The sequence below is a fragment of the Akkermansiaceae bacterium genome (assembly GCA_017798145.1).
Classification (GTDB): domain Bacteria; phylum Verrucomicrobiota; class Verrucomicrobiia; order Verrucomicrobiales; family Akkermansiaceae; genus Luteolibacter.
This window is the reverse complement of record CP059069.1, coordinates 3,433,372-3,457,969: the sequence shown is the minus strand read 5'-3', so window position 1 is coordinate 3,457,969 and position 24,598 is coordinate 3,433,372. Positions and strand designations below refer to the sequence as shown.

At 63.2% G+C, this 24,598-nt stretch carries 22 protein-coding genes; 13 read left to right on the top strand and 9 right to left on the bottom strand.

Annotated elements, in window-relative coordinates:
* Positions 1–15: 15 nt before the first annotated feature.
* The 3 genes from HZ994_14775 to HZ994_14765 form a co-directional block, all read right to left on the bottom strand.
* The gene (locus tag HZ994_14775) at positions 16–933 is read right to left on the bottom strand and encodes a D-alanine--D-alanine ligase (protein QTN33522.1); all 918 of its coding nucleotides are present in this window, start codon (positions 931–933) and stop codon (positions 16–18) included.
* Between the two features lie 4 nt (positions 934–937).
* Complete coding sequence (gene murC / locus HZ994_14770; protein ID QTN33521.1) at positions 938–3,250, bottom strand: UDP-N-acetylmuramate--L-alanine ligase; 2,313 nt, start codon at positions 3,248–3,250, stop codon at positions 938–940.
* Between the two features lie 195 nt (positions 3,251–3,445).
* A complete protein-coding gene (locus tag HZ994_14765; GenBank protein QTN33520.1) occupies positions 3,446–3,760 on the bottom strand; it encodes a hypothetical protein in 315 nt (104 codons plus the stop codon).
* A 159-nt stretch (positions 3,761–3,919) separates the two neighbouring features.
* On the opposite strand from HZ994_14765, the gene HZ994_14760 reads away from it, so the two are divergent.
* The 12 genes from HZ994_14760 (at position 3,920) to HZ994_14705 (ending at position 16,602) form a co-directional block, all read left to right on the top strand.
* Entirely contained in the window at positions 3,920–4,120 is a 201-nt protein-coding gene (locus tag HZ994_14760; GenBank protein ID QTN33519.1) for a hypothetical protein, read from the top strand.
* A 238-nt stretch (positions 4,121–4,358) separates the two neighbouring features.
* Complete coding sequence (locus tag HZ994_14755) at positions 4,359–5,750, top strand: cysteine--tRNA ligase (protein ID QTN33518.1); 1,392 nt, start codon at positions 4,359–4,361, stop codon at positions 5,748–5,750.
* On the top strand, positions 5,747–6,541 hold the full coding sequence (locus HZ994_14750; protein ID QTN33517.1) for an MBL fold metallo-hydrolase: 795 nt from the start codon (positions 5,747–5,749) through the stop codon (positions 6,539–6,541). The genes HZ994_14755 and HZ994_14750 overlap by 4 nt, the downstream gene beginning before the upstream one ends.
* A 139-nt stretch (positions 6,542–6,680) precedes the next feature.
* On the top strand, positions 6,681–7,670 hold the full coding sequence (locus tag HZ994_14745; GenBank protein ID QTN33516.1) for a malate dehydrogenase: 990 nt from the start codon (positions 6,681–6,683) through the stop codon (positions 7,668–7,670).
* A 10-nt stretch (positions 7,671–7,680) separates the two neighbouring features.
* Complete coding sequence (locus tag HZ994_14740; GenBank protein QTN33515.1) at positions 7,681–8,175, top strand: hypothetical protein; 495 nt, start codon at positions 7,681–7,683, stop codon at positions 8,173–8,175.
* A 289-nt stretch (positions 8,176–8,464) separates the two neighbouring features.
* Complete coding sequence (locus tag HZ994_14735; protein ID QTN34411.1) at positions 8,465–9,415, top strand: thiamine pyrophosphate-dependent dehydrogenase E1 component subunit alpha; 951 nt, start codon at positions 8,465–8,467, stop codon at positions 9,413–9,415.
* Entirely contained in the window at positions 9,412–10,377 is a 966-nt protein-coding gene (locus tag HZ994_14730; protein ID QTN33514.1) for an alpha-ketoacid dehydrogenase subunit beta, read from the top strand. Before HZ994_14735 ends, HZ994_14730 begins: the two co-directional genes overlap by 4 nt.
* Before the next feature lie 11 nt (positions 10,378–10,388).
* Positions 10,389–11,621 carry a 2-oxo acid dehydrogenase subunit E2 gene (locus HZ994_14725; GenBank protein QTN33513.1) on the top strand — a complete coding sequence of 411 codons (1,233 nt, stop codon included), beginning with the start codon at positions 10,389–10,391 and terminating at the stop codon, positions 11,619–11,621.
* An 11-nt stretch (positions 11,622–11,632) separates the two neighbouring features.
* Positions 11,633–12,274, top strand: coding sequence for a redox-sensing transcriptional repressor Rex (locus HZ994_14720; GenBank protein QTN33512.1), 642 nt, complete (start codon positions 11,633–11,635; stop codon positions 12,272–12,274).
* An 82-nt stretch (positions 12,275–12,356) separates the two neighbouring features.
* Positions 12,357–12,872 (top strand): sigma-70 family RNA polymerase sigma factor, encoded by a 516-nt coding sequence (locus HZ994_14715; GenBank protein ID QTN33511.1) that lies wholly within the window; start codon positions 12,357–12,359, stop codon positions 12,870–12,872.
* Between the two features lies 1 nt (position 12,873).
* Entirely contained in the window at positions 12,874–14,001 is a 1,128-nt protein-coding gene (locus HZ994_14710) for a hypothetical protein (protein QTN33510.1), read from the top strand.
* 123 nt (positions 14,002–14,124) lie between these two features.
* Entirely contained in the window at positions 14,125–16,602 is a 2,478-nt protein-coding gene (locus tag HZ994_14705) for a protein kinase (protein ID QTN33509.1), read from the top strand.
* Between the two features lie 5 nt (positions 16,603–16,607).
* Here HZ994_14705 and HZ994_14700 read toward each other — a convergent pair whose 3' ends face one another.
* The 4 genes from HZ994_14700 to HZ994_14685 form a co-directional block, all read right to left on the bottom strand.
* The gene (locus tag HZ994_14700; GenBank protein ID QTN33508.1) at positions 16,608–18,647 is read right to left on the bottom strand and encodes a sodium-translocating pyrophosphatase; all 2,040 of its coding nucleotides are present in this window, start codon (positions 18,645–18,647) and stop codon (positions 16,608–16,610) included.
* Between the two features lie 84 nt (positions 18,648–18,731).
* Positions 18,732–19,475 (bottom strand): sulfite exporter TauE/SafE family protein, encoded by a 744-nt coding sequence (locus tag HZ994_14695; protein QTN33507.1) that lies wholly within the window; start codon positions 19,473–19,475, stop codon positions 18,732–18,734.
* Positions 19,472–20,902: an MBL fold metallo-hydrolase gene (locus tag HZ994_14690; protein ID QTN33506.1), complete on the bottom strand. Its 1,431-nt coding sequence runs from the start codon at positions 20,900–20,902 to the stop codon at positions 19,472–19,474. The genes HZ994_14695 and HZ994_14690 overlap by 4 nt, the downstream gene beginning before the upstream one ends.
* A gap of 19 nt (positions 20,903–20,921) precedes the next feature.
* A complete protein-coding gene (locus HZ994_14685; GenBank protein ID QTN33505.1) occupies positions 20,922–21,449 on the bottom strand; it encodes a rhodanese-like domain-containing protein in 528 nt (175 codons plus the stop codon).
* A 64-nt stretch (positions 21,450–21,513) separates the two neighbouring features.
* On the opposite strand from HZ994_14685, the gene HZ994_14680 reads away from it, so the two are divergent.
* Complete coding sequence (locus HZ994_14680; protein QTN33504.1) at positions 21,514–21,828, top strand: winged helix-turn-helix transcriptional regulator; 315 nt, start codon at positions 21,514–21,516, stop codon at positions 21,826–21,828.
* A 5-nt stretch (positions 21,829–21,833) separates the two neighbouring features.
* Here the strand turns inward: HZ994_14680 and HZ994_14675 are convergent, their stop codons facing one another.
* Positions 21,834–23,204, bottom strand: a complete 1,371-nt coding sequence (locus tag HZ994_14675; GenBank protein ID QTN33503.1) for an aspartyl protease family protein — start codon at positions 23,202–23,204, stop codon at positions 21,834–21,836.
* A gap of 8 nt (positions 23,205–23,212) precedes the next feature.
* Positions 23,213–24,478: a hypothetical protein gene (locus HZ994_14670; GenBank protein ID QTN33502.1), complete on the bottom strand. Its 1,266-nt coding sequence runs from the start codon at positions 24,476–24,478 to the stop codon at positions 23,213–23,215.
* Between the last annotated feature and the right edge of the window lie 120 nt (positions 24,479–24,598).

The following is a 24,598-nucleotide window of genomic DNA, read 5'->3' as shown; positions in this document are numbered from 1 at the left end:
CCGATTTTCGGATTCTTATCCGATGGCGAGGGAAAGCTCCGCGATCTTCCGGCAGAGTTCGGGAAAAGGAAGCCCGGCGGCGGCGGCGGATTTCGGCAAAAGCGAGGTTTCCGTCATGCCTGGGATGGTGTTCGCCTCAAGGACATAGGGCTTGTTGTCCGCACCGAGCATGACATCGACACGGGAATACACCTCAAGACCCAGCGACTTGTGGGCGGCGACGGCTGCAGCCTGCACGGCCATGGTGGTCTCCAGATCGAGGTCTGCGGGACAGATGTATTGGGAGCCTTTGGAAGTCCCGGTGAGCCAAGGGTATTTCGCGGCCATGTCATAAACTCCTTCCGGAGGGATGATGTGGATGACAGGGTAGGCGATCCCGTCGATGACCGGCACGGTAAGCTCAGGGCCGGAGATGAATTCCTCGATGAGCAGATCCTTGGAGTGGCCGGAGGCTTTCGCGATGGAGGTCTCCGCCTCCGCCTGGGTTTTCACAATCTCGATGCCCACGGAAGATCCCTCCCGGGGTGGCTTCACGACAAAGGGCGGCGGAAACGACGGCAGTACCGGACCATCGGTGCAGTCGATGATTTCGGACTTCGGGGTCGGCACATCCGCCGCGAGGAAAGCCTGCTTCGCGAGGCCTTTGTCGAAGGCGGTGCGAGAAGAGGTGGCGCGCGCGCCGGTGTAGGGGACGCCCTTTGCATCGAGGATTTCCTGGAGCTGGCCGTCCTCGCCGAAGGTGCCGTGGATCAGGTTGAAACAGAGGCCGGTGCCCTCCGGGAGATTGATCTCCATGCCGGTGACGTCAACGGGAACGGCATCGAGACCGAGCGAAAGGAGGGCGTTCAGGACGGCCTTTCCGGAGGCCAGCGAGACCTGCCGTTCGGCGCCGGGCCCACCCATGAGGACTGCGATCTTTGTTGTTTCGAGCATGGTCTTAGAATGTGGGTTCCTCTTCGCCGATGATCTTGACCTCGGTTTCAAGGTCAACACCGCGTTCTTCCTTCGCGGTTTTCCGGATGGATTCGATGAGCGAAATGATGTCCTTGGCGGAGGCCTTGCCGTTGTTGACGATGAAATTCCCGTGCACGTCGGATACGGCGGCCTGGCCGACAGCCTTTCCTTTCAGTCCCAGCGAGTCGATCAGGCGGCCTGCGGGGATTTCCTCCGGGTTCTTGAAGGTGCAGCCGGCGGAGGCGGCGATGGGCTGTGTGTTCTTGCGCTTCTCCCGGGATTCCTGCCAGCGCTCCCTGATGTTCTCGTGGCTGTCGTTCTTGCCCTTGAAAACCGCCTGGAGCGCGAAGTTCCTCCTCAGCTCGCGGACGTTCCGGTAGTCCGCGACGATCTCATCCCGCTCGCGGGTGCGGATCACGCCATCCTCGTCGAGAAAGGTGACGCGGACAACCTGGTCGAAGGTCTCGATCCCCATGGCCCCGGCGTTCATGCGCAGCGAGCCGCCGACGTTCCCGGGTATGCCCTCCATCCATTCGAATCCGCCGATCCCGTGCGCGCCCGCGTACGATGCGAGTTTCTTCAGGCGCACGCCGACACCTGCGACGACATGACCCTTTGCGTCGATGGAGAGTTCGGAAAACGCCCCGCCGGTGGGATGGATGACCGCGCCGGGAATGCCGCCGTCGCGGACGAGGATATTCGATCCGCGCCCGACGACACGGATCGGGATGCCGCGCCCCCGGCAGTAATCCACGAGGAACGCGAAGGCATAGAACGCATGCGGCTCGATCCAGTATTGCGCCGGGCCGCCGACGAGCAGCGTGGTGTGCTTGCGCATCGGCTCGTAGAGTTTCCCGTCGATGTTCCCCTCCGGAAGCAGGGCGATCATTTCCTCGAGGATCTTGAGATCGGCGGCGATGCGGGTGCCGGCTTCGTGGACGTTGCCGGCGCCGAGGGTGATGAGCAGGTCACCGGGCTCGAGTGAGTTGCCGACTGCGTGGTGGGCGGTGGCGAGGTCGGGGAGAAACTTCGCGGGGATATCGCCGTTTTCCCTCATCGCATCGACGAGTGTCTGGCCGGTGATCCCGGGGATGGGCGGCTCGGATGCCGGATAGACGTCGGTGATGAAAACGAGATCCGCGGCCTGCAGGACTTTCCCGAACTCATCCGCCAGCGCCTGGGTGCGCGTGTAGCGGTGCGGTTGGAAAAGCACAACCACGCGCGCGGGCTTGAGCGAGCGCGCCGTCTGCAACGTTGCGGCCAGCTCGGTGGGATGGTGGCCGTAGTCATCGACGATGCGATAGGCGGGCGTGAGATATTTCGTCTCGAAACGCCGCTTGGCACCGGCGAAGGAGGAAAGAGCGCGGGCGATCAGGGAAAACTCCGCGCCGCAGCTGTCGGCAACCGCGATCGCTGCGAGGGAGTTGAGGATGTTGTGCTCGCCGGGGATGGCCAGCTCGATGTCGCCGAGCACCTTGCCGTTCTTCTTCACCTTGAACGCGGAGGAACCTTTCAGATCCCGGATCTCCGAAGCGGTGTAGTCCGTGTGCTCGTCGGTGCTTTCCCAGCCGTAGGAGACCGCGTTCGCCCGCCCGGCGCAGATTTCGCGGGCGACCCCGCTCTCGGCACAATATACGATGGTTCCAGTAGTTTGGTCGGCGAGCTTCGCGAAAACCTCCTTGATGTGGTCGAGGTCGCGGTAGAAATCGAGGTGCTCCGCCTCGATGTTGAGGATCACGGAATGCTCCGGGCGGTAGAGGGCGAGGGTGCCGTCGGATTCATCGCCCTCCGCGACCATGGAACGGCCATCCTCCTCCCAGCGGGCGTTCGCGCCGAGAATCGGGATTTCCGCGCCGACATAGTAGGATGGCTTCAACCCGCTTTCACGGAGGATGTGGGCGGCCATCGAGGAGGTGGTGGTTTTCCCATGTGTGCCGGAAATGATGATGCCCGCCTTGGTGTGGAGGATGGCCGCGAGGCATTCCGCACGGCGGATCAGTGGGGTGCCCGCCTTCACCGCTGCGGCATAGGCTGGGTTTTCCGGACGGATCGCCGAGGAATACACCACCAGATCCGCCCCTTTTCCGGAAGCCTCCGTCTGCGGACAGGAAAACAACAGCCCCTGCCCCTGCATCCGGTCTGTCTCAGAGGTTGTGACGCGGTCGCATCCAGAAACCTTGTGCCCCATGCCTAGCAAGAGCAACGCCAGCCCGCTCATCCCGGATCCGGCGACGCCGATCAGGTGGATGTGGATTGGGTTCGATCGGTCGGTAAGGATTGGGGAGAGATCGGTCATCGGGGGAGGTGATTCTTATGCACCCACGAAATCGGCGGCAACCCGTAATTTCAGCTGCAACTCAATGACTTTTCCACTCACGATGATTTCAGGTAAAATGCCCCACCGCTGGCCTGCACCAAGGCTATTGGCAATCTGTCTGTCATTGCCCGAATCCTCCCACGTCCCTTCACCCCACCCCCACCCGCAGATCCCTCATACTCCAGAGCCCCCCGACGCCGCCTTTCCGTACCCCCGCATCCGACGCGCGCCGTCTTTTCTTCTCTCGGAAAACCTCTCCCGCACCGCCGCCAACGCCTCGTTCACGAACCCCTTGCTCCCAACGCCAAGCTTCCCCGGCTTCCGGAGGAGGAAGCCGCCCACCGCCTGGCCGTAGCCGCTCCAGCGATAGCCCGCCGGGCCGGAAACCATCCCCGCCCGCACCGGGTTGAGGTCAATGTATGCCGCCATCGTCCGCGCCGCCACACCGCTCTCCACAGCCGAGCGCAGCGAGAAAGCCTGACACTTCATCGCCACGGGCGAAATAATTCATCAGGCAATCACGCTCTTGTGGCGTTGCTCCCACAGTGTTCCGCTGCGCTGGTGCGTCCGGTTGAACCAACGGGTGAAACTTTGCAGCAGCGTCTTCATGAACTCGCTCAGATCGTGCATCCGGCAGCTGAAGCGGCCATGGATCTCCGCCGCCAAAGCCCCATCCTTCCTCACCCCGGCAAGCTCCGCCTCGACCCCGGCCACAAAGGCCTCGGAGCAAAGGGGCAAACAGCCGCCTCAGGGAAAGCCTCCCCCGGAGTCGCCATCCCCATCCTGCTCCTCATCCAGAGCATCCATCACATCGAAAGGCAAACCCGCCAGACCGCCGTTGCGCCTTGAACACCACGACTAGGACCAGGAAAAATCCCTGGCCACCGGCGCTGTGAGCGGCAGTCGTGGATGCCAAAGCGAGCAAAAGGATGAGAGCGTGTTTTTTCATGGGCTTTGGCGAAGGCAACCCATCATTGGGGCATTGGCCAACAAACCATCCACGACGTTTGTTTTCTTCGCGTATCCTCGGTGCGCAGGGAAGCAATCCCGGCTTCCATCTTCCGCGCCGCCACCGTAGAACCCCTCCATGCGTCTCTTCGACACCCTTTCCCGCACCGAAAAGGAAATCCGCCCACTCGATGGGAAAACCTACCGCTTTTATTGCTGCGGCCCCACGGTCTATGGCCCGGCGCACATCGGGAATTTCAGGACTTTCGTGCTCCAGGATGTGTTCCGGCGCACGCTGGAGACCGGCGGCACCGCCACCCTGCATGTCCGCAACCTGACCGATGTCGATGACAAGACGATACGCGATTCCCAGAAGGCCGCGAAGACGCTCAAGGAATTCACCGAGGGATGGACGGAAAAATTTCATGCCGATTGCGAGGCGCTCGCCTGCCTGCCGCCGCACATCGAGCCCTCCGCGATAGAGCATATCCCGCAGCAGATCGCGATGATCGCGGAGCTCATCGCAAAGGGTAACGCCTACGCATCCGAGGACGGCTCCGTCTATTTCCGCATCTCCTCCTTCCCCGGCTACGGCAGGCTCTCCCGCCTCGACGAGCGCGAGCTCGATCTCGGGAAAACCCAGAACGCCCGCGCCGATGCCGACGAGTATGAGAAAGACAGCATCTCCGATTTCGTCCTGTGGAAAGCCCGCAGGGAAGAGGACGGGGAAAATTTCTGGCAATCCCCATGGGGCCAAGGCCGCCCCGGTTGGCACCTTGAGTGCTCCGCGATGATACGCGAATACCTCGGCGATTCCTTCGACCTCCACTCCGGCGGGGTTGATCTGGTTTTCCCGCACCACGAGAACGAGATCGCCCAGAGCGAATGTGCCTGCGGCGGGAGCTTCGCGGCGCATTGGTTCCACACTTCCCACTTGCTCGTGGATGGCGGGAAAATGTCGAAATCGCTCGGCAACATGTACACCCTTTCCGATCTGGAGGCCAAAGGCTTCACCGCCATGGAAGTCCGCTACACCCTCATCGGCGCGCACTACCGCAAGCAGCTGAATTTCACCCTGGAGTCGCTCTCCGGAGCCAAGGAAGCCCTGGGGAAACTCGCGAAATCCGCTGCCAAGCTCGCCGAAAACATGGACGGGGAAACCCAGCTCCAGTCCGCCGATTTCGGCCCCTTCCAGGCTGCCTGGGAATCGCTCAACGGCGACCTCAACACCCCCGGCGCACTCGGCGGAATTTTCACCGGCCTGCGCGAAGCCTCCAAGCTCACCGGCACCGAAGCCGCCGCCGCCCTCGCCGGCCTCAACCGCATCCTCCGCGCCCTCGGCATCACCCTCCCGGAAATTTCCTCCGAAACCACAGAGATTCCCGCCGCGATCCGCGACCTCGCAGAAACCCGCTGGATCGCCCGCTCCGCCAAGGACTGGGCCACCTCCGACAAGCTCCGCGACGAACTCGCCGCGCAAGGCTGGGCGGTGAAGGACGGGAAGGACTCCTACGAACTTTCCAAGCTGTGAAATTCGCAGTCCTAGGCTCCGGCTCCGCCGGGAATTCCACCATCCTCGAGTGCGGCTCCACCCGCATCCTCATCGATGCCGGGCTGTCCGCGAAACAGCTTTGCCTCCGCCTCGAATCCCTCGGCATTGACCCCGCCTCCCTTTCCGGAATCCTCCTCACCCACGAGCACGGCGACCACATACGCGGCCTGAAACATTTCCTCAGGAAACACCCGACGCCCATCTATGCCACCGCCGAGACCGCTTTCGTCGTCCGCGAACAGGGTTTTGAGGCGACCTGGAAAACCTTCGTGGCCGGACAGGCGTTCGCCATCGATCACCTCGCCGTGCAGTCCTTCTCCATCCAGCATGATGCGGTAGATCCCGTCGGCTTCGTGGTCGATAGCCGGGGCCTGCGCTTCGGCCTGGTCTCCGATGCGGGTCACGTCACCTCAGGCATGATCCACCACCTGCGGGGTCTTGCCGCGCTGTTTGTGGAGGCGAACTACGACGATGATCTGTTAGAGGCCGACACCAAGCGCCCGTGGTCCATCAAGCAGCGCATTTCCTCCCGCCACGGCCACCTTTCCAACGTCCAGGTCGAGGCCTTGCTGCGGGAAATTTCCCATGCGGATCTGCTCCAGATCGTCTTCGGCCACCTCAGCTCGGATTGCAACTGCCCGGAAAAAGCGACCGCCCGCTTCGCAAACTGCCTTGCGGAAATGGGTCACACCGCCACCGCCCTGCACTGCGCCACCCAGGCGGAGGTCACGCCGTGGTTCGAGATCGCGGAGCCGTTCCGGCTGGCCTGAGGGCATGACGGCGGCCGCTCGCCGGCGCCATGAAGCCGCCCCGGTAAACCCTGCGTAGGAAAAGGCCAGATTCGCCTAGCCAGCGCAAAGGGGGCGGGCGTAGCATTCGCCCGTAAATTTTTTTCCCAACCACACAACCATGAAAGCACCAATCACAGTTTCCATCACCGGAGCCGCTGGCCAGATCGGCTACGCACTCCTGTTCCGAATCGCCTCGGGTTTCGTCTTCGGCGATGACCAGCCTGTCAATCTGCGCCTCATCGAGATCGAGCCGGGCCTGCCCGCGCTGAAAGGAGTGGTCATGGAGCTGGATGACTGCGCCTTCCCGCTGCTCAGGGAAGTTGTGGCCACCACGGATCTCGACGAGGGCTTCAAGGACGCAAATTGGGCCTTGCTGGTAGGTTCCGTGCCGCGCAAGGCGGGGATGGAGCGTGCCGATCTGCTCGGCATCAACGGCAAGATTTTCACCGGCCAGGGACAGGCGATCGCACGTGTCGCTGCGAAGGACGTGAGGGTTTTGGTCGTCGGAAACCCGTGCAACACCAACGCACTGATCGCAATGAGCAATGCGGCGGGCGTTCCTTCCGACCGCTTCTTTGCCATGACACGGCTGGATGAGAACCGTGCGAAAAGCCAGCTCGCCGCGAAGGCCGGGGCGCATTGCTCCGAGGTCACGAACCTCTGCATATGGGGCAACCATTCCGCAACCCAGTATCCCGATTTCACCAACGCCAAGATCAACGGCAAGCCTGCCACCGAGGTCATCACCGACAAGGGGTGGCTGGAGGGCGAGTTCATCAAGACCGTCCAGCAGCGCGGCGCGGCCATCATCGCGGCACGCGGCGCCTCCTCCGCGGCTTCCGCCGCAAACGCCGCCATGGACACGGTGAAAAGCCTCATCACGCCGACCCGGGAAGGCGACTGGCACTCCGTCGCCGTCTGCTCGGACGGATCCTATGGAATCGAGAAAGGCATCATGGCCTCGATGCCGATCCGCACCAAGGCGGATGGCTCATGGGAGGTTGTCCAGGGTGTGCCGGTCAGCGAATTCTCCCAAGGCAAGATCGATGCGACGATCAATGAGCTGCTTGAGGAAAGGGACGCGGTCAAGGATCTGATCCCGGCCTAGCGCGGGGTCGATGCACATGCTCAGCAAATTCCGCATCGTCATTGCATTCGTGATCCTCGGGCTGGTGGTCAGCGGGGTGACGGCCTTCCCCCTGCTCACCGAGCTGAATTTCCTGGCCGCTGTTTTCACGGGGAATTCGGCGGACCTGAATCCCGCGAATTACTCCGGCCTGACAGCGTGGATCCTGAAAGTCAGGGAGGGGCTGGATGTCACCTACGCGGCCTATCCGTTCATCGCCTATGGGACGGATTGGCTGGCCTTCGGTCACATCGTGATCGCGCTGTTTTTCATCCTCCCATACCGGGAGCCGGTGCGTTACCGGGGTGTGCTGCACATCGGCGTGGCCGCCTGCGTGCTCGTCATTCCCCTGGCACTGATCTGCGGGCCGATACGTGGCATCCCTTTCTATTGGCAGATGATCGACTGCGCATTCGGCGTGTTCTGCATTTTTCCCCTGCTGTATGCGATCCGGCTGTCGCACGGGCTGGAGAGAGAGGAACCGTGATTTGGAAATCGCGCCTGCAAGGGGGCAGTGGACTGGGGCTTCCCGCGCCGGGCGGATCTGTCCGGGCGCCAGCCACGGGGTTCCCATGGAGCTCATTGGCGGGCAGGTGAAGGGATGCTTCCGCAAGGCGGCCCAAGGCTAGGCGGGGTTTGCGGTCAGGATGCAGAGGAAAGCGGTTGCAGGGAAGGCTTGCGGCGGCATAGCCTCGTGCGTGCCCTTCGCAGAAGAGATAACAAACGTTGCCGCGATGTCTCCCCGGAAGGATTACCTGCGCGAATCGTTCCGGGCGATGTTGCGGGCGAGGATTTTGGAAAACAAGCTCTCCAGCCTCTACAAGGCCGGGAAGATCGTAGGCGGCGTCTATCTCGGGCGCGGCCAGGAGGCGGTGAGCGCGACGCTCGGAGCCTCGCTGATCCAGGGGAAGGATTGCTTCGCGCCGCTGATCCGGGATCAGGCGGGGAGGACGGCCTTCGGCGAGCCGATGATCGATTGCACCCGCACCTACCTCGGCTCCGTCGAGGGGCCGATGAAAGGGCGCGACGGGAACATCCATCGCGGCAGGCCGGAGATGGGCATGCCCGCCATGATTTCCCACCTCGGCGCCCAGGTGCCGTTGATCGCGGGCATGCTTTTCGCGAAACGGCTGAAAGGCTGCCTCGATGGCTGCGTGGGCGCGACCACGGTCGGCGACGGCGCGACCTCGACCGGGGCTTTCCACGAGGGTATGAACACCGCAGCGGTGGAAAACCTGCCCATGGTGGTGGTGGTGGCAAACAACCAGTTCGCCTACTCCACCCCGAACCACCGCCAGTTCGCGTGTGCGGATCTGGTCGAGCGGGCGAAGGGATACGGTTTCGGCGGGCACTCGGTGGATGGCACCGATCTGCTGGCCTGCGCGGAGGTGATCGGCGGCGCGGTCAGGAAGGCCAGGGAAGGCGAGGGGCCGCAGATGGTCGTCGCCCATTTGCTGCGGCTCAGCGGCCACGGAGAGCACGACGACGGATCGTATGTGCCGGATTCCGCGAAAGGCGGGCACTATGGGCGGGACTGCATCGAGGTGGCGATGCGGCAACTGGCCGAGGGCGGATACGCAACTGTGGATGAACTGATGTCATGGCAGGAAGAGGCCGCCGAGGAGGTGCAGAAAGCGGTGGCGCAGGCGCAGCAGGAACCGGTGCCGGATCCCTACAGGGAAAACTGGACCGCATTATCAACCCGTTTCCCCATCCCGGCACCGTGAGCGTGACTTACATCGATGCAATCCGCGAGGCGCAGGAAACCTTGCTGCGCGAGGATCCCAGGGTCTTCCTCTACGGCCAGGACATCTCGAATTTCGGGGGGGCTTTCAAGGCGACCAAGGGGCTTTCGGATGCCTTTCCAAACAGGGTTTTCGACAGCCCGATCTCAGAGGATGCGATGATAGGCCTTGCCGTCGGCGCGGCCATCGAAGGCATGCGACCCATTGTGGAGATGCAGTTCGCGGATTTCTCTTCGATCGCCTTCAACCAGATCGTCAACCAGGCGGCGACGCATTTTTACCGCACAGGGATGCCCATTCCGATCACCGTGCGCCTGCCCTCCGGCGGCACCCCGGGCTCGGGTCCCTTCCATAGCCAGAGCATGGAGGGGATCTACGCGCAATATCCGGGTCTGGTGGTGGTCACGCCGGCGACCGTTTCCGACGCCTACCACATGCTCATCGACTCGGTGAAGCTCGATGACCCTGTGATCTACTGCGAGCACAAGTTCCTCTACCGCTGGCTGAAATCCAAGGCGATCAACGGCGAGCACCTCCCCATCGGGCGGGCGCGAATCGCGCGACCCGGAAAACACGCATCGGTCGTCACCTACAGCGCGATGGTGCATGAGGCGGTGCGGGCTGCGGATCGCCTGCAGGCGGATGGCTGGGAAATCGAGGTGGTGGATCTGCGCTCGGTGAAGCCCCTGGATCTCGATACCGTATTGGCATCCGTGGCGCGGACGGGGCGTTTGCTCGCCATTGGCGAGGCTTTCCCATGGGGCGGCGTTACGGCAGAGGTGGTGGCGAAAGTGACCGAGGAAGGCTTCCATCTCTTGGACGCACCGCCGCAGCGGCTCAACGCCCGCGACACCCCCGTGCCCTACCACCCCAAGCTCTGGGCAGCCCACAGGCCGACCCCGGAGTCGATTTGCGATGCCCTGAGAAAACTCCTATCCTTCTGACCCCCAAGATCATGCCGACCGTCCCCATTCTGATGCCCCAGCTCGGAGAATCCATCGCCGAAGCGACCGTGATCCGCCTCGGCGTGCAGGTGGGGGATGCCGTCCGGACGGATCAGGAAATCATCGAGGTGGAGACCAACAAGGCGGTGATGGGCGTGACCACGCTGTGCGACGGCATCGTTTCCGAGATCCGTGCGGTGGAAGGCGTTTCCTACTCCGTCGGTTCCCTCCTGGGCATGCTGGAAGTCACTGAGGAGGAGGTCGCGAGGACTGGGGTCGATACCACGGAATCCCTGGAGGCGAAGCGCGATCCGCAGCCGGAACAGAAATCCGGCGATGAGGAGAACCTGCACTTCGCGCTCGACGGGGATTCCTACGAGGAGGATCCGAGCATCATCCCCAGCGTCAAAGGGCTGCCGGTGCCTACCGGGATCATGGGCGCCCACTACATTTCCCCGAGGATGCGCGCACGAATGGACGACATGGGGCTGCGCGAAGCGGACATTTCCGCAGTCGCCGGAACCGGTGCGGGTGGCCGTGTCACGGTGGAAGATCTCGAGCGTTTCCTCGATTACCTCGAGTCGTGGCCCAGCGTCCCCGCCTCGCCGATGCGCATGGCCGTGGCCGATGCGATGCGGCGCAGCTGGACAAGACCGCTCGCCACCGTGGGCATGCCTGTGCTTTTGGATCGCTTGCTAGACCACCGCCGCGCCCAATCACCCAAGCCGGGCATGACGCTTTACCTGCTTCGCGCCCTCGCCCTGGCGCTCAAGGAGCAGCCGATGACCGCCGGTTACCTGATCGGCGAAAAGGTGGTGCACCCGCGCTCCTTTGACATCGGCGTGGCGGTGCAGGTGGAGGACGGGGTGGTCGTTCCCACGATCCGGAAAGTCGATGAGAAATCGCTTGCGGATTTGGTCGCCGAGTATGACGACCTCGTGGATCGCGCCCGACGCCGCCGCCTCACCGAGGAGGACTCGCGCGGAGGGATCGCGACCGTGACCAATTTCGGCACCTTCGGGCTGACCACCGGCACGCCCATCCCGCTGCCCAACGAGACCCTCATCCTCGGGATCGGTGCGGGCAGGAAAAAGCCGGTGTGGAGCGAGCAGGTGGAGACCTTCATCCCGGCCACCGAGGCGGAGCTGCTGCTGACCTTCGACCACCGGGTTGTGGACGGTGGCGGGGCGGGGGTGCTTCTCAAGCGCGTATCGGACCTGCTTCAGCGGCCCGAGAGCCTCTAACACAAACAAGCGTGGAAGACGAAACCGGAAAAGCCGACAGGACGGATATCCCGAAAAAGGCGATCTACCGGCTTTCCATCTACCATCGCTGCCTTCAGAAGCTCAGCGACAACGGACAGGAGACGGTCAGTTCCACGACCCTTGCCAAGGCCGCCGGGGTCACGCCCTCCCAGTTGCGCAAAGACCTAGGGTATTTCGGCCAGTTCGGGACACGCGGCCTCGGCTACCCCGTCGACGTACTCATCGCGACAATCCGCGAGGCGCTGGGCCGCGAGCACCTGCAGCCCGTCATCCTGGTGGGTGCGGGGAACCTCGGCTCAGCCCTGCTCCGCTACCAGGGTTTCCAGAAAGAGGGCTTCGAGGTCATCGCCGCCTTCGATGCGAGGCCGGACGAAGCCCGCGCCCGGGCGCTTTCCATCCCGGTTCACGACGTTTCCAGCCTGGAGACCTTCGTGCCCGAGCACTCGGTGAAGCTCGCCATCCTCTGCGTTCCCATCGGCACCGCGCAGGAAGTCACCAACCGCCTCGTTGCCTGCGGCATCCAGGCGATCCTCAACTTCTCCCCAATCATGCTTGAGGTGCCTGCGGAAGTGACCGTCAACAACGTCGATCTCGCCCTTGAGCTGGAGCACCTCGGCTATTTCATCCGATGAAATGGGCAGGAAAAAATTCCCTAATGAACCCCGGGGCCTGCGCGTTCCATCAGGGTGCGCTGGTTCCTAACCGACCGATCTGATGAATCCCTGCGACTTCGAAGAGTTCATAGAAAAGGCCGTGGAGGACCACGAATCCGCGCTCATCGGCTATGCGAGAACCTTTTTACATGATCTGGACCGCTCTCGGGATGTCGTGCAGGACACCTTCATCCGGCTCTGCCAGCAGGATCCGGAAAAGGTGCGCGACAGCCTCAAGAGCTGGCTGTTCACCGTTTGCCGGAACCGCTGCCTCGACGTCCTGCGCAAGGACAAGCGGATCGAGCCGCTCGACGAGCTGCGCTGGCAGCGGGTCGCGGGCGTGGAGGCTGCTCCCGACGAGCAGGCGGACAGGGACGAACAGCTCGCCCATGTCATGCGCTTCATGGACAGGCTCGCAAAGAACCAGAAGGAGGTCATTTTGCTGAAATTCCAGCAAGGCATGAGTTACTCGGAAATCCGTGACGTCACAGGCCTCACGGAGGGGAACATCGGTTTCCTGATCCACACCGGATTGAAAAGGCTGCGCGAATGGCTGCCACAGAAACAGGCGATTTGATATGAAACTGCATACGGAAGATCCAAGGCTCACCGCTTACATCCTCGGCGAACTCCCGCCCGAGGAGGCGCTGGCGGTCGAGCATGCCGTCGCGGGCGATCCCTCGCTGCGCATGGTTGTCGCGGAGGCGGAGAAGGCGCAGTCCCAGCTCACCGGGTTGCTCGGAGGGGGAAGGGACACGCTGCTGCCGCGCCAGCGCGACAACATCCGGCGCGCCGCGAAGGAGGCGGCGCGCAATGGCAAGGTCGTGCAGCTCGGCTCCCACAGGAAAGCCCGGAAATCATGGGTCGTCCCCTTTGCCGCAGCAGCGGCGATCGCGGCGGGCATTTTCATCCTCACCAAGATCCCTGCGACCAAGGGCGGCGGCAAGGGCGTCAGCGGCAACAGCGCGAACAACGCCGCCCCACCCTCCGCCATGCCGGATGCCGTGCCCCGCGATGGCACGGCTGGCGCGATCCGCCTCCCGCTGCGCGCCGGAAAGGAGAGCCTTGCCAAGATTTCCTCCGCGGTGCGCATCGCATCCAGGAAACCCTCCGCCGATGAGGTCAGCGTCCCGGAAATGCTCAACGCATTCCCCCTCAGGGCGAACGCCGCCGTGGCGCTGAAGGGCGGCTGCAAGCTCGGCGCGGAGATCATCCCCTGCCCTTGGAAACCCTCCGGCAGCCTCATCCTCATCGAGGTGCGCGGCGCAAAGGACGGAGAAAGGTCGCTTTCCGTCGAATACAAGGCTGATGCCGGATCGGTCATTTCCCACAAGCTCCTCGGATACCCGCCCGCATCCGGCTCTGCCGCAAACCCCGCCGCATCCCGCATGTCCCCCAACTCCACGATGCTACTTGTGCTCGAGGTGAACTCCAGGTCGGAAAACCTCGGCCGACTCGCCTGGAGCGTCGATGGATCCCCCGCCCCGTCCATCCCCCTGCTACGCAACCCGGAGCAGGAACCTTCCGATGACGCCCGCTTCGCCGCCCTCGTCTGCGGCTTCGGCCTGTGGTTGCGGGGCGAGGATGCCGCCTCCCTCGATGAAACCATGGTGCTCGGCCTCGCCAGGGAAGTCGCTGCGGACGGTCTCGTCCCGGATCGATACGACTTCCTTGATCTCGTCGACCAAGCCGTCAAGCTGGAGTGAGCGGCATGCCATCGGTCGAATTCAACCTAATGCGGTTTTTTTCGTGAATACCCCATTCCGGCAAATTTTGTGCTTCCTGCCGAGTGGGTGGATGATGGAGTGTCCGCCCGTCCGCCCTTTCCCATGACAGAGACACCATTCAATGCACCGGCTCCGGAGTCGATGAGTTCCCTGCTGCCGGGATACGGTTTTACGGCGAAAATTTCCGGGAACCGGCATGGGGCGGTATATTTCGCGACCCAGAAGTCGCTGGACAGGCAGGTTGCCATCAAACTCCTCAACCCCGAATCCCTCGATGCGTTCGAAAGCAAGGCAAGCCTCGCGGCAGGCCTCAAGCATCCGAACCTGATCAGCATCTTCGATTCCGGCACCGTTGGGGGAATGCCCTATCTCGTCATGGAGTTCGTGCCGGGCAAATCGCTCGCACGCTCCACCAGGGGCGCGGCGGTCGAGTTCGACCAAGCCATGTTGCTCATGGCAGGGATTTGCAATGGACTCGCCCATGCCCATGAAAAGGGGATCTCCCACGGTCACTTCTGCCCCTCATGCGTCCTGCTGAACCAAAAGGCGGAGCCAAAGATCGGGAACTTCGGGCTGGCCTATTCCACCCAGGAAGATGCCGCAGACGACATCACCACAGCCTGCGCCGCTCCCGAGGTGCTTGCCGATCCATCGGCGGGCAGCCCTCAATCGGATGTATACTCCGCTGCAGCCGTCTTCTATGAGCTTATCACCGGGCGGCGCCACCGCGCAGATGCCCGCGCCCCATCGGAGCTCGGCGTCTGCCGTCCCGAAATCGATGCCGTGTGGAAACAGGCGACAGATCCCGATCCGGCGAAGCGGATGGCCGATGTGGGTGCCCTCCATGCATCCCTCAAAAAGGCTGCGGAAGCGGGAAAATCAAAACTCGCGGCCTTGCCCAAGGCTCAGGGTCGCGAGCCGTCCCCGGCTGGCTCGGAGGCAACGCCCCTGCCATCCGGCAAGGTCGGCTTCGATTGGAAGCTGCTGAGGAACCTGGTCATCATCGTCGGCCTCCTCTTCGGCATCCACCTGACATGGCAGCTGCTCGGCAAGGTGCGGGCTGCCCGCGAACGGGAAAACCAGGAGATCATCGCCAAGCATGAGGCAGCCAAGAAAGAGAGGGCACTTGCGGAGGCCGCGATCCAGAAGGTCAGGGATCAGCGCCTTGTCCCCCAGGATAGGCCGGAACAGCAATTTGAAGCTCCCAAGGAAACGGAGAGCGCCATGGAATCCCTGGAGCGCCTGCGCTCCAGCCTCGCATCCGGCACACGCACGGAAATGCCAGCAGGCAGCATCAGCCGCGGCGAGAGCGATTACCTTTTCGTTTCCAAGCCGATGAGCTGGGCGGATGCCGCATGGTTCGCGGAAGGGCACGGCGGTCATCTGTCCGTTCCCGCAAATGAGGCGGACACCGCATGGCTCTTTGACGCGGTCGCAAAGGGCAAGGCCGCATGGATCGGCGTTTCATCCGCAGGGGAAAACACATGGGTGTCGGTCACCGGATCCATCTGGGAAGGCGGCGCGGCATCTTCGGGCAGCGGACAAAGCCTCTCGCTTGGAAACGCGGGCACCGTCGCAGCGGACGGAGTCGGCTCGCAGCTTCCTTTCATCATCCAGTGGCACCGCGACGGATCGAATCCCGGGAAACTGGAATCCCAGCTGGCCGCCACCGCAAAATCCATGTCCCAGCCCGCTCCGCTTTTCCCGCCCGGCACCGTCGCCTTCGGAGAGCGCCACTATCTCCATGTCCCACGCCCGCTCAGCTGGGATCTCGCTCGCGGCCTCGCGGAAAGCGCCGGAGGGCACCTGCTTGTCGTTTCCAACGAAGAGGAGGCGGACAACCTCAGGAAGCTGACTTCCCGGCTGGACAAGGATTCGCATATCTGGCTCGGCGGCTCCCTCGAAGGCAACCTCTGGCAATGGTCCACCGGTGAACCATGGGTTTTCGCACAGTGGGCGGACGATGCCTCCGCAAGCGACGGGAACTCCGCCCTCTCCATCCGCCCCGGCGGCGGCTGGGACGGCCTGGACAGGGAAGAGGAGGCATCCGGTTTCATCATCGAGTGGAGCAAGGATCCCAAAACGGAAGCCACCCCCACGCCGGATCCCGGCGTGGAGACCGCAGCGCTCCTTGCCCGCGCCAAGGAGGTTGTGGATGCGGCGGCTGCCAAACGCGACGAGGCCATCGCCGCGAATTCCAAGAAACTCACATGGGATCTGGACTCTTTCCTGCGCAACCTCAACAAGAGCGGCCAGGCGGAATGGGCCCCCCATGTGGAGCGCATCAAGCAATGCGTGAGGGACAACCGCCTCATCGTCGAAGACATGCGATCCGATGAAATCGCCTACTCCACCGAAACCCTGAAACTGGCGAACTATCATGTGGAAAAGCAGGCGGAGATCGACAAGCAGTTCACCGCCTCCGCCACAACCATCCGCGATGCCTACGTATCCAAGCTCGCCGAGATCGCAGCAAAGGCCAAGTCCGCAGGCCAAACCAGGCTGGAGGAGGAAATCACCGGCTCCATCAGGGAAGCCGGCGACCTCGATGCATGGCTGGAATCCCTCGGCGGCAATTAGCCGCACTACAGCAGCCCGGCGATCACCAGGCTGACGATGGACATCACGTTGATCAGGATATTCATCGACGGGCCGGAAGTGTCTTTCAGGGGATCGCCGACGGTGTCGCCCACCACGCAAGCGGAATGCGGTTCCGAGCCCTTACCGCCGTGGTGGCCTTCCTCGACGTATTTCTTGGCGTTGTCCCAAGCACCGCCCGCATTCGACATGAACAGGGCAAGGAAGACACAGCCTAGCAGCGCCCCGATGAGCGTCCCGGCGAGGGTCTTGGCCCCAGCCTGCGCCCCTTCCGCCCCCATCCACTCGAAGCCGAACCCCACCACCAGCGGCGTGCCCACCGCAAGCAGCGCCGGCCCCACCATGGCGCGGGTCGCCGCCTTGGTGGCGATGTCTATGCAGCGATCGCTATCCGGCTCAACCGTTCCCTCCAGGATGCCCGGTTCCTCTCGGAACTGGCGGCGGATTTCCCCAATCATCCTGCCCGCCGCTTTTCCCACGGCATCCATGGTGAGCGATCCGTTGTAAAATGGCACCGCCCCACCGATGAGCAGGCCGACGAAGAAATAGCGCAGAGAATCCGGCGCGGCGAGATCGAGGCTGATCCCCGTCTTCTGGATGAACGCGGTGATGAGCGCCAGCGCCGCAAGCCCTGCGGCACCGATCGCAAAGCCTTTCCCGATGGCCGCAGTGGTGTTGCCCACCACATCAAGGCTGTCTGTGATCGCCCGCGTTTCCTCTCCCATATCCGCCATCTGCGCAATCCCGCCCGCATTGTCCGCGATGGGGCCGTAGGCATCGATGGCCATGGTCATGCCGACCGTGCCAAGCATCCCGATCGCGGCGAGACCGACTCCGTAGAGACCGGCGAATTCATACGCACCATAGAGCGTCGCGGCGATGGTCAGGACAGGCAGGACGACGGATTGCAGACCCACCGAGAGGCCGCAGATGATGAGCGTGGCGACACCGGTCTCACCCTGCGCGGCAATCGTGCGGACAGGCTTCCCTCCGGTGTAATGCTCCGTGATGAGGCCGATCAATATCCCGCCCAGAGATCCGCACAGAACCGCGCCGGCAAGCATCTGGCTGAGGCCAAGAAACTTCGTCAGCCCGAAGGCGGCGATCACAAACAGAACCGCCGCCGCGATCGTGCCCGTCCGCAGCGCCCGCGCCGGGTTTTTGTCCGCAAAGAGATTCACGATCACGATGCCCAGCGCAGAGCAAATGATCCCCGCAGTGGTCAGGATGAAGGGAAACTGGAGCAGGATTTCCTTGGACTCCGCACCGTAGGATGCCGCAGCGACACCTGCCGAGGCGGCGATGGCCACGGTCGCGATCTGCGCTCCGCAGTAGGACTCGAAGATGTCCGAGCCCATCCCCGCCACATCGCCGACATTGTCACCCACGTTGTCCGCGATGACCCCGGGATTGCGCGGGTCGTCCTCCGGGATCCCCGCCTCCACCTTGCCGACGAGATCCGTGCCGACATCGGCCGCCTTGGTGAAAATCCCGCCGCCGACCCGGTAGAAGAGCGCGACGAGCGAGGCGCCCATCGCAAAGCCCTCCAGGATTTCCGGAAGATGCAAGTTGCCGGAGAAAACCAGGAACAAAGTCCCCAGGCCGAGAAGTCCCATTGCCGCAACCGTCAGCCCCATCACCGCACCGCCGGAGAAGGCGATCTTGAGCCCCTTGGGGGCGCCCGATTCGTTGGCCGCGACGGTGGTGCGGACATTGGCGAGGGTGGCGGTTTTCATCCCGATGAAACCGGCTGCGGACGATGCCACGCAGCCCATGAAAAACGCGACCGCCTGCGCACCGCCGTAGGCCTTGTCCTGGAAGAGGAACAGCGCCCCGCCAAGCATCACCGAGAATGCGGCAATGAGCATGAACTCTCGCTTCATGAAAACCATCGCACCCCTCTGGATCTTCAACGAGATCGCTTCGGCAAGCCCACCGCCGGCACTTTGTTTCTTGATCGTGAAAAACAGGGATGCTGCGAGGCAAAGGCCAAGCAATCCGGCAAGCGGGGTCAGGTAGGTCGGCATGGGTTTGTCGAGGTTAGGGCAAACCTTGGGAATCAGGGCGCAATCAGGCAAACATAAAGCCCGGTTCCTGCAAAGAATCCCTCTTCATCCGGCCAGGCTGCGGTAGAGGACAAACCCTCCCGCCAGCAGAACCATCACCGCGAATCCCTGGCGCATCGCCCTCGCCGGCAGCTTCTCCGAGAGGCGCTTCCCAAGCAGGACGCCCGCTGCGGCAAAAGCGGCGAACATCGCGGCAAGAGGCCAGTGGCCGGCAACCGAGGGCAGGTGCGAAATCCCTCCGGAAATTGAATTCGCGGCGATCACCGCCAGCGAGGTACCGGCCGCCATCGGCAGCGGCAGCCTGGCGAAACGCATCATCGCGGGGACGAGCACGAACCCGCCCCCTACCCCGACGAAACCTGTAAGCACCCCGGTGGCGCCGCCTGCCAGCAGGCAGCGGGCGGGTTTGCACTCGGGCAGCGGGGCTACCTGGCCGTCCTTTCCCAAGAGCATCCCGATGGCCACCACGATCATCAGGATGGCAAACAGCCCCATCAGCACCGCACCTGGAACGAGCGGGGTGAAGCGTGCACCCGCCGCCGCACCAAGCATCCCGGCACCGCCGAAGATCAGCGCGGCCTGCGGGTGGAAATCACCGCTTCTCCAGCGCTGCAGCGCCCCGACAAGGGCTGCGGCCCCCACGACAAAAAGGCTCACCCCGACCGCCTCATCCGGCGGAAGCCCGGCAAGATAGACCAGCACAGGCACGGTCAGTATGCTGCCACCCGCACCTGTGAGGCCGAGCGAGAGACCTATGGCAAGGGCTCCTGAGATGACAAGCGGGTTCATTGCCTCAGGGATTCCGCGATATCTCCGAAATCCCCGTCAACATGCACGACGTCATGTCCCTGGTGGGCGAGGTACGCGCAAGCCATCGAGGCGCGCATCCCGCTGCCGCAGTGGACGAACAAGGGCCTGCCTTCCGGGATTTCATTTTTCCCGGAAGCGAGGCGGGTGTGCGCGATGTGCGCCGCACCAACCACATGCCCGGCAGCGAATTCGCCCGCACCCCGGACATCGAGCACGGCCGCACCGGGATGGCCTGAAATTTCCCCCGCAAGATCAGCGCTTGGAATCCGGCGTATCGATCCAATGTGCCTGTCCGCAGACAGCGCTTCCGAGACGGGCATCCATGCCGCCACACGGTCGAGACCGATCCGGATCATTTGCCGGACGGCAAGCCCCAGCCCGGCACCATCATCTAACAGAAGCAGGATCTCGTCGCCCTCGGCGAGATAGGAGCCTGCGGCTGCGGAAAGGTGGACGCCGCTTGCTGGTGTAAACAGCGCCCCCTTCACATGGCGGGCCATGAAAGCTGCACGGTCCGTCCTCAGGTCGAGGATTGCCCTTCCGGGACGCCCCACCCATGCATCGAGATCGGCAGCCCCGATCCTGGCCGGCTGCGGCATCATCCCTCCAACGAGCAGGGGCGGGCCGAGGCGGTTGTCGCGTTTCATCCGTGCGAAGTAGAGGGGCGGCTCGGGCTGGCCTTCGAGTATCGTTTTCACGAAATCCCCTTCGCCGCCTTCGAGCGCCTGGCGGAAGGCCGCGTTGTTGTGGCGCTCGTAGTCGAGCACGCTGGTGGGCACCGAGCCGAGCGCCTTGCCGCACGCACTGCCCGCACCATGTGCCGGAAGCACCTGGAGGAAACCTGGCAGTGCCGCGGTGCCCCGCAGGCTTTCGTAAAGCGCCTTTGCCGAAGGCTCCATCAGGCCTGCTTGGCCCGCCGCACTCTCCAGCAGGTCGGGGCGGCCAACATCGCCCACGAAAAGGAAATCCCCGCTGGCGATGGCCATCGGTTCGCTCGCCCCGCCGCCGGTGTCCGTCACAAGGAAGCTCATGTGCTCCGGGGTGTGCCCCGGGGTCAGCAGCGCCTTGATCCCGATGTTGCCGATGCGGAAGACATCGCCGTCGCCGAGCATGGTCACGCCATCGAGCCCCTTGGCCCACTCGAACTGCCAGTCTTCGCCGCCTTCCTTGGAAAAGTATCCGCGCGCGCCGTGGCGCTCCACCAGCTCCCGGGCACCGCTGAGGTAATCCGCATGGATGTGCGTGTCCGCCACCGCGATCAGCCTCAGCCCGTTGTTGCGGGCGGCTTCAAGATAGCGGTCCACATCGCGCTCGGGGTCAATGACCAAGGCTTCGCCTGTCCGCTGGCAGCCGATGAGGTATGCGTTCTGAGCGAGCGCGGGATCCGTGATTTGCCTGAGGAACATGGTGTCGTTTGGTTGGGTCTCAGAGGGAGCAGGATTGCTGAGCCGCGCCTTGGTTCCACGGGGCGCGGGCAAGCAGCATGCCCATCCCGCACCAGTCGGTGATGCCCGCGAAGGTCAGCCCGGCGCCTACGAAAGCGGCGATGCCGTGGAAACCCGGATGGACGAAGGTGCCAAGGGTTACGCCAAGCAGCACCAGCAGCCCCGCCGCAATCCTGACCTGCCTCTCCAGGGAAACGGCGGCCTTGCCACGCTTCACCGGCAGGCCCGCCTGCTCCCATGCCTGCACACCTCCCTCAAGGATCCGGATCCGTTCGCAGCCTGCGGCCTCCAGCTTTTCCCTTGCCTGAGCCGCTCGCTTGCCCGACCGGCACACGATGACGCATTCCCGCCCGCCGCCCTTGAGGCGATCCGCATCCAGCCTGTCCAGCGGCATCAGCTCGGAGCCCTCGATATGCAGCTCCCCGAACTCCGCGGGGGTGCGCACATCCACCAACCTGACCCGGCCCGCTTCGAGGGCGGCCTCCAATTCCTTTGCTTCTATTTTCATTTCATGCGAATATGCGCATACGATTATGTTTGCGCAAGCGAAAAATCCGGATATCTTTGCGTCGATGAAACTGGATTTGTCAGACCTCGGGCGGGTGGCGTCGTTTTTCCGCGCATTTTCGGAGCCCACGCGCCTTGCCCTCCTGCAGGAGCTGAAGGACGGGGAGCGCAGCGTCGGGGAGCTGGTGGAGGCGCTTCACGTCACGCAGGCAAACATATCGCGGCAGCTCCGCGTGCTCCACGAGGCCGGGCTGCTATCGCGGGAAAAACGCGGGACCGGGGTGTTCTACGAGATCTGCGAGCCCATCGTGCTGGAACTCTGCAAGCTGGCATGCGAGAAGCTCAACCGGGAGCCGAAGAAGCGGAAGCTGGGTTTCTGAGCGGCTCAACGCTGGATGAGGAAAATCCGTTTCTCGCGGTAGGTGATGACGGCATCAAGCTCGCGCATGAAGTCCGCGCCGAAAAGCCCGACGTAGCTCAGCTCCTTGTCCGGACTGAAGCGGTTCAGATCCGTGGTGAGCACCTTGCGGTTCGTCAGGACGGCATCGCCCATGGTGAGCTTCTTGATGTTCGCAACGGCGGCGGGCGCCCTCCCGCCTATCCCCATGACCTCCTGATCCATGGGCCCGACCTCGCAGGCATTGTCGTTGGCGGCCTTGAGGTGCAGCAGGCTGCTGTCCGCTCCGGTATCGACCATGTAGGTCACGGGGTTGTCGTTGAGGGTGCCGTCCACGAAAATGTGGTTGCCCTCGCGCTTGTATTCGAATGATTGGTATTTCCGCAGGGTCAGGAGTTCCTGGATGGTGAGGCTCTGGCAATGTTTCAGGAAAAACGCGGAGGCCTCGCTCCAGTTGTTCGCATATTTCGCATCCTCCGGGGAGAGCCGAGAAATCGGCAGCTGCAGGGTTTTCCCCCCGACCAGCGTGAGGGTGATGACGGTGGGGGTCTTGGAGGTGATCTCGCCACGGTAGATCTTCTTGTCCGTGGTTTTGAAAAGCCGGAAGGCAAGGGCGGATTCATCCGTGGCATCGACCTCCGCGCCGTCGGATTTGTCGGGACGCAGGAAAATGCGGCGCTCCGGATAGGAAATGACCGCATCGAGCTGGCTCATCAGCTCCGCCCCGAGGATGGCCTGCTTGTTGAGCTGTTCCGGCTTGTCGAGGCCGTTGGTCAGATCCGTGGCGAGCATGGTGGTGCCCTTGAAAACGGACTCCCCGAAGGAGATGGTGGGGACATCGGTGAAGCCGGCGGGAGCCTCGCCCGCCACCCCGCGTATGATCTGGTCCAGCTCCCCGACCTTGCAACCGGCCGCCTCCGCAAACGGGATGTGGAGCAGGCTGGTGCCCGCGCCGGTATCGATGAGGAACGCCCCTTCCTTGCCGTTGAGCTTCCCGTCCATGAAAATGGAATTCCCGTCGAGGCGGAAGGGGAAGGCCTCGTAGCCGCGCAGCTCAAGGAGCTGGCCGACGGAGAGGCTCATGCACTTCTGCAGGAACACGGCCTTTTCCTTGGACCAAGCGCCGACGTATCCCTTGTCCGCATCGCTGAGCTTGTCGAGCGGCACGGTGGCGCGCTGGCCGTTGCGCAGCAAGAGGGTGGCGCTGTCCTCCGTCTTGTCGATGAGGACGGCCTGGATGACCTTGCCGTTGCTGCCTACGAAATCACGGTACTCCTCCGCGGGCGGCGCCTGTGCGCTGGCGGCGGATAGGGCGGAAAATAGGGCGAGGGCGGCGAGCGCGGTGGTGCAGGGCTTCATGGATCGCTTCACTTGAAATCCCCTTCCTTGATGAACTTCGCCCAATCCTCGTTGAGAGCCTCGACCGTCTCGAAGCCGAAAATTTTCGCAATCTCTATGGCAGGGGGGATCTGGTTGGAAGATTCGATGCGGCGCACCATGGCGGCGAAGGCGCTGAGGCGCTTCATGTCGCTCTGCAGATAGTAGCTGAAGGAGTAGATGAGAACGAGCTGCTCCGGCTTGAGGCCGTCCAAGGTCCACTTCAGCATGGGCTCCAGCTCCACTTTGACATCGCCCTTGCGGACGGCCTTGCGCAGCGAGCGCGCCCACGACGATCCGTCCTCGAAGCCCCTTGCCGAGGCGATCTCGTCATTCTGGGAGCCGGTTACGTTGAGTATCTGCGTTTCGCTTTTCCCGCCCAGGGAGATTTCCTTGTAATAGGAATGCCCGGTGGTGATGGCGAAGTAGCCCTCGCTGCCGAAGGAACTGACACCCCCGAGCTGCTTCCCGAGCAAGGCTCCTGCGATGCAGTGGATCTGGAAGGGACCCATCTCCTTCTTGTAGCGGGCGTCGTCCTTGACATTGAAAACGAGGGCGCGCGGCTGGAGCTTGAAGGGCTCCGCCATCTCCGGGGTGACGGTGACCGAGGTGGAACCCACCCTGTCCCAGGTCGCGGCGGAGCGCTCGGCCGCATCCCGCTGGTCTGCGGCGATCAGGGTTTTCTTGTTCCACTCACCCAGGGCGCCGTAGGTGGTGCGATCCTCCACCAGGAAGATGAGCATGCGGGTGTCCGCCCAGTCGCGGCGGAAATTCATGTGCTGGAACGCCATCCCGTGCCATAGCCTCTCGGCTGTTTTCGCGACCGCATCGGCGCGGACTTTCCCGGCGCTTGCGATGAGGAAATGCTCGCTCTGCGTCAGCTCGAAATCCATCTCGCTGTCCCCGCCCATGATGAGCGCCGCGTCCTTCAGCCTGGTGATCGTCGCCGAATCGATCCTGACCTGCTCTTCCGGTTTCCCCAAATCCCCGGTGGTCAGCATGCCTGGATCCCCACCGCCGTATTCGACGATGAATTGCCGGTCGGCTAGGCTGAGATCCTCAAGCTTGAGGACGATCTGGCGGGCATCCTTGGTGACGAGCGTTGCGCTGGTCGCATCCGCCTTCAGGAGCTCCGCCTCCAGGATGCTGCCCTTTCGGGATGTCCAGATGCGGGATTCCGCTGCGTTCGAGATGCCCTGCATGGAAAGCCCAAGCCCTATGAAGAGGGGAAACATACCGCGGATGTTCATTTGCATGCCAGTGGTTTAGATAGTTCCTGCTGCAGGAGCAATGCCAATGGTGATGAATTTTTCCCGGGTTCCCGTCATCCGCAGCCCTTCCCCGCCATACCCGCCCGGGGCTTTGGGCAGGCAGCG

Excerpts from the sequence above, each read along its gene's own strand:
- HZ994_14775 (QTN33522.1), bottom strand. The coding sequence starts at position 933 with ATGCTCGAAACAACAAAGATCGCAGTCCTCATGGGTGGGCCCGGCGCC.
- murC (QTN33521.1), bottom strand. The coding sequence starts at position 3,250 with ATGACCGATCTCTCCCCAATCCTTACCGACCGATCGAACCCAATCCAC.
- HZ994_14765 (QTN33520.1), bottom strand. The coding sequence starts at position 3,760 with ATGAAGTGTCAGGCTTTCTCGCTGCGCTCGGCTGTGGAGAGCGGTGTG.
- HZ994_14760 (QTN33519.1), top strand. The coding sequence starts at position 3,920 with ATGGATCTCCGCCGCCAAAGCCCCATCCTTCCTCACCCCGGCAAGCTC.
- HZ994_14755 (QTN33518.1), top strand. The coding sequence starts at position 4,359 with ATGCGTCTCTTCGACACCCTTTCCCGCACCGAAAAGGAAATCCGCCCA.
- HZ994_14745 (QTN33516.1), top strand. The coding sequence starts at position 6,681 with ATGAAAGCACCAATCACAGTTTCCATCACCGGAGCCGCTGGCCAGATC.
- HZ994_14740 (QTN33515.1), top strand. The coding sequence starts at position 7,681 with ATGCACATGCTCAGCAAATTCCGCATCGTCATTGCATTCGTGATCCTC.
- HZ994_14735 (QTN34411.1), top strand. The coding sequence starts at position 8,465 with ATGTTGCGGGCGAGGATTTTGGAAAACAAGCTCTCCAGCCTCTACAAG.
- HZ994_14725 (QTN33513.1), top strand. The coding sequence starts at position 10,389 with ATGCCGACCGTCCCCATTCTGATGCCCCAGCTCGGAGAATCCATCGCC.
- HZ994_14715 (QTN33511.1), top strand. The coding sequence starts at position 12,357 with ATGAATCCCTGCGACTTCGAAGAGTTCATAGAAAAGGCCGTGGAGGAC.
- HZ994_14710 (QTN33510.1), top strand. The coding sequence starts at position 12,874 with ATGAAACTGCATACGGAAGATCCAAGGCTCACCGCTTACATCCTCGGC.
- HZ994_14705 (QTN33509.1), top strand. The coding sequence starts at position 14,125 with ATGACAGAGACACCATTCAATGCACCGGCTCCGGAGTCGATGAGTTCC.
- HZ994_14700 (QTN33508.1), bottom strand. The coding sequence starts at position 18,647 with ATGCCGACCTACCTGACCCCGCTTGCCGGATTGCTTGGCCTTTGCCTC.
- HZ994_14695 (QTN33507.1), bottom strand. The coding sequence starts at position 19,475 with ATGAACCCGCTTGTCATCTCAGGAGCCCTTGCCATAGGTCTCTCGCTC.
- HZ994_14690 (QTN33506.1), bottom strand. The coding sequence starts at position 20,902 with ATGTTCCTCAGGCAAATCACGGATCCCGCGCTCGCTCAGAACGCATAC.
- HZ994_14685 (QTN33505.1), bottom strand. The coding sequence starts at position 21,449 with ATGAAAATAGAAGCAAAGGAATTGGAGGCCGCCCTCGAAGCGGGCCGG.
- HZ994_14680 (QTN33504.1), top strand. The coding sequence starts at position 21,514 with ATGAAACTGGATTTGTCAGACCTCGGGCGGGTGGCGTCGTTTTTCCGC.
- HZ994_14675 (QTN33503.1), bottom strand. The coding sequence starts at position 23,204 with ATGAAGCCCTGCACCACCGCGCTCGCCGCCCTCGCCCTATTTTCCGCC.
- HZ994_14670 (QTN33502.1), bottom strand. The coding sequence starts at position 24,478 with ATGCAAATGAACATCCGCGGTATGTTTCCCCTCTTCATAGGGCTTGGG.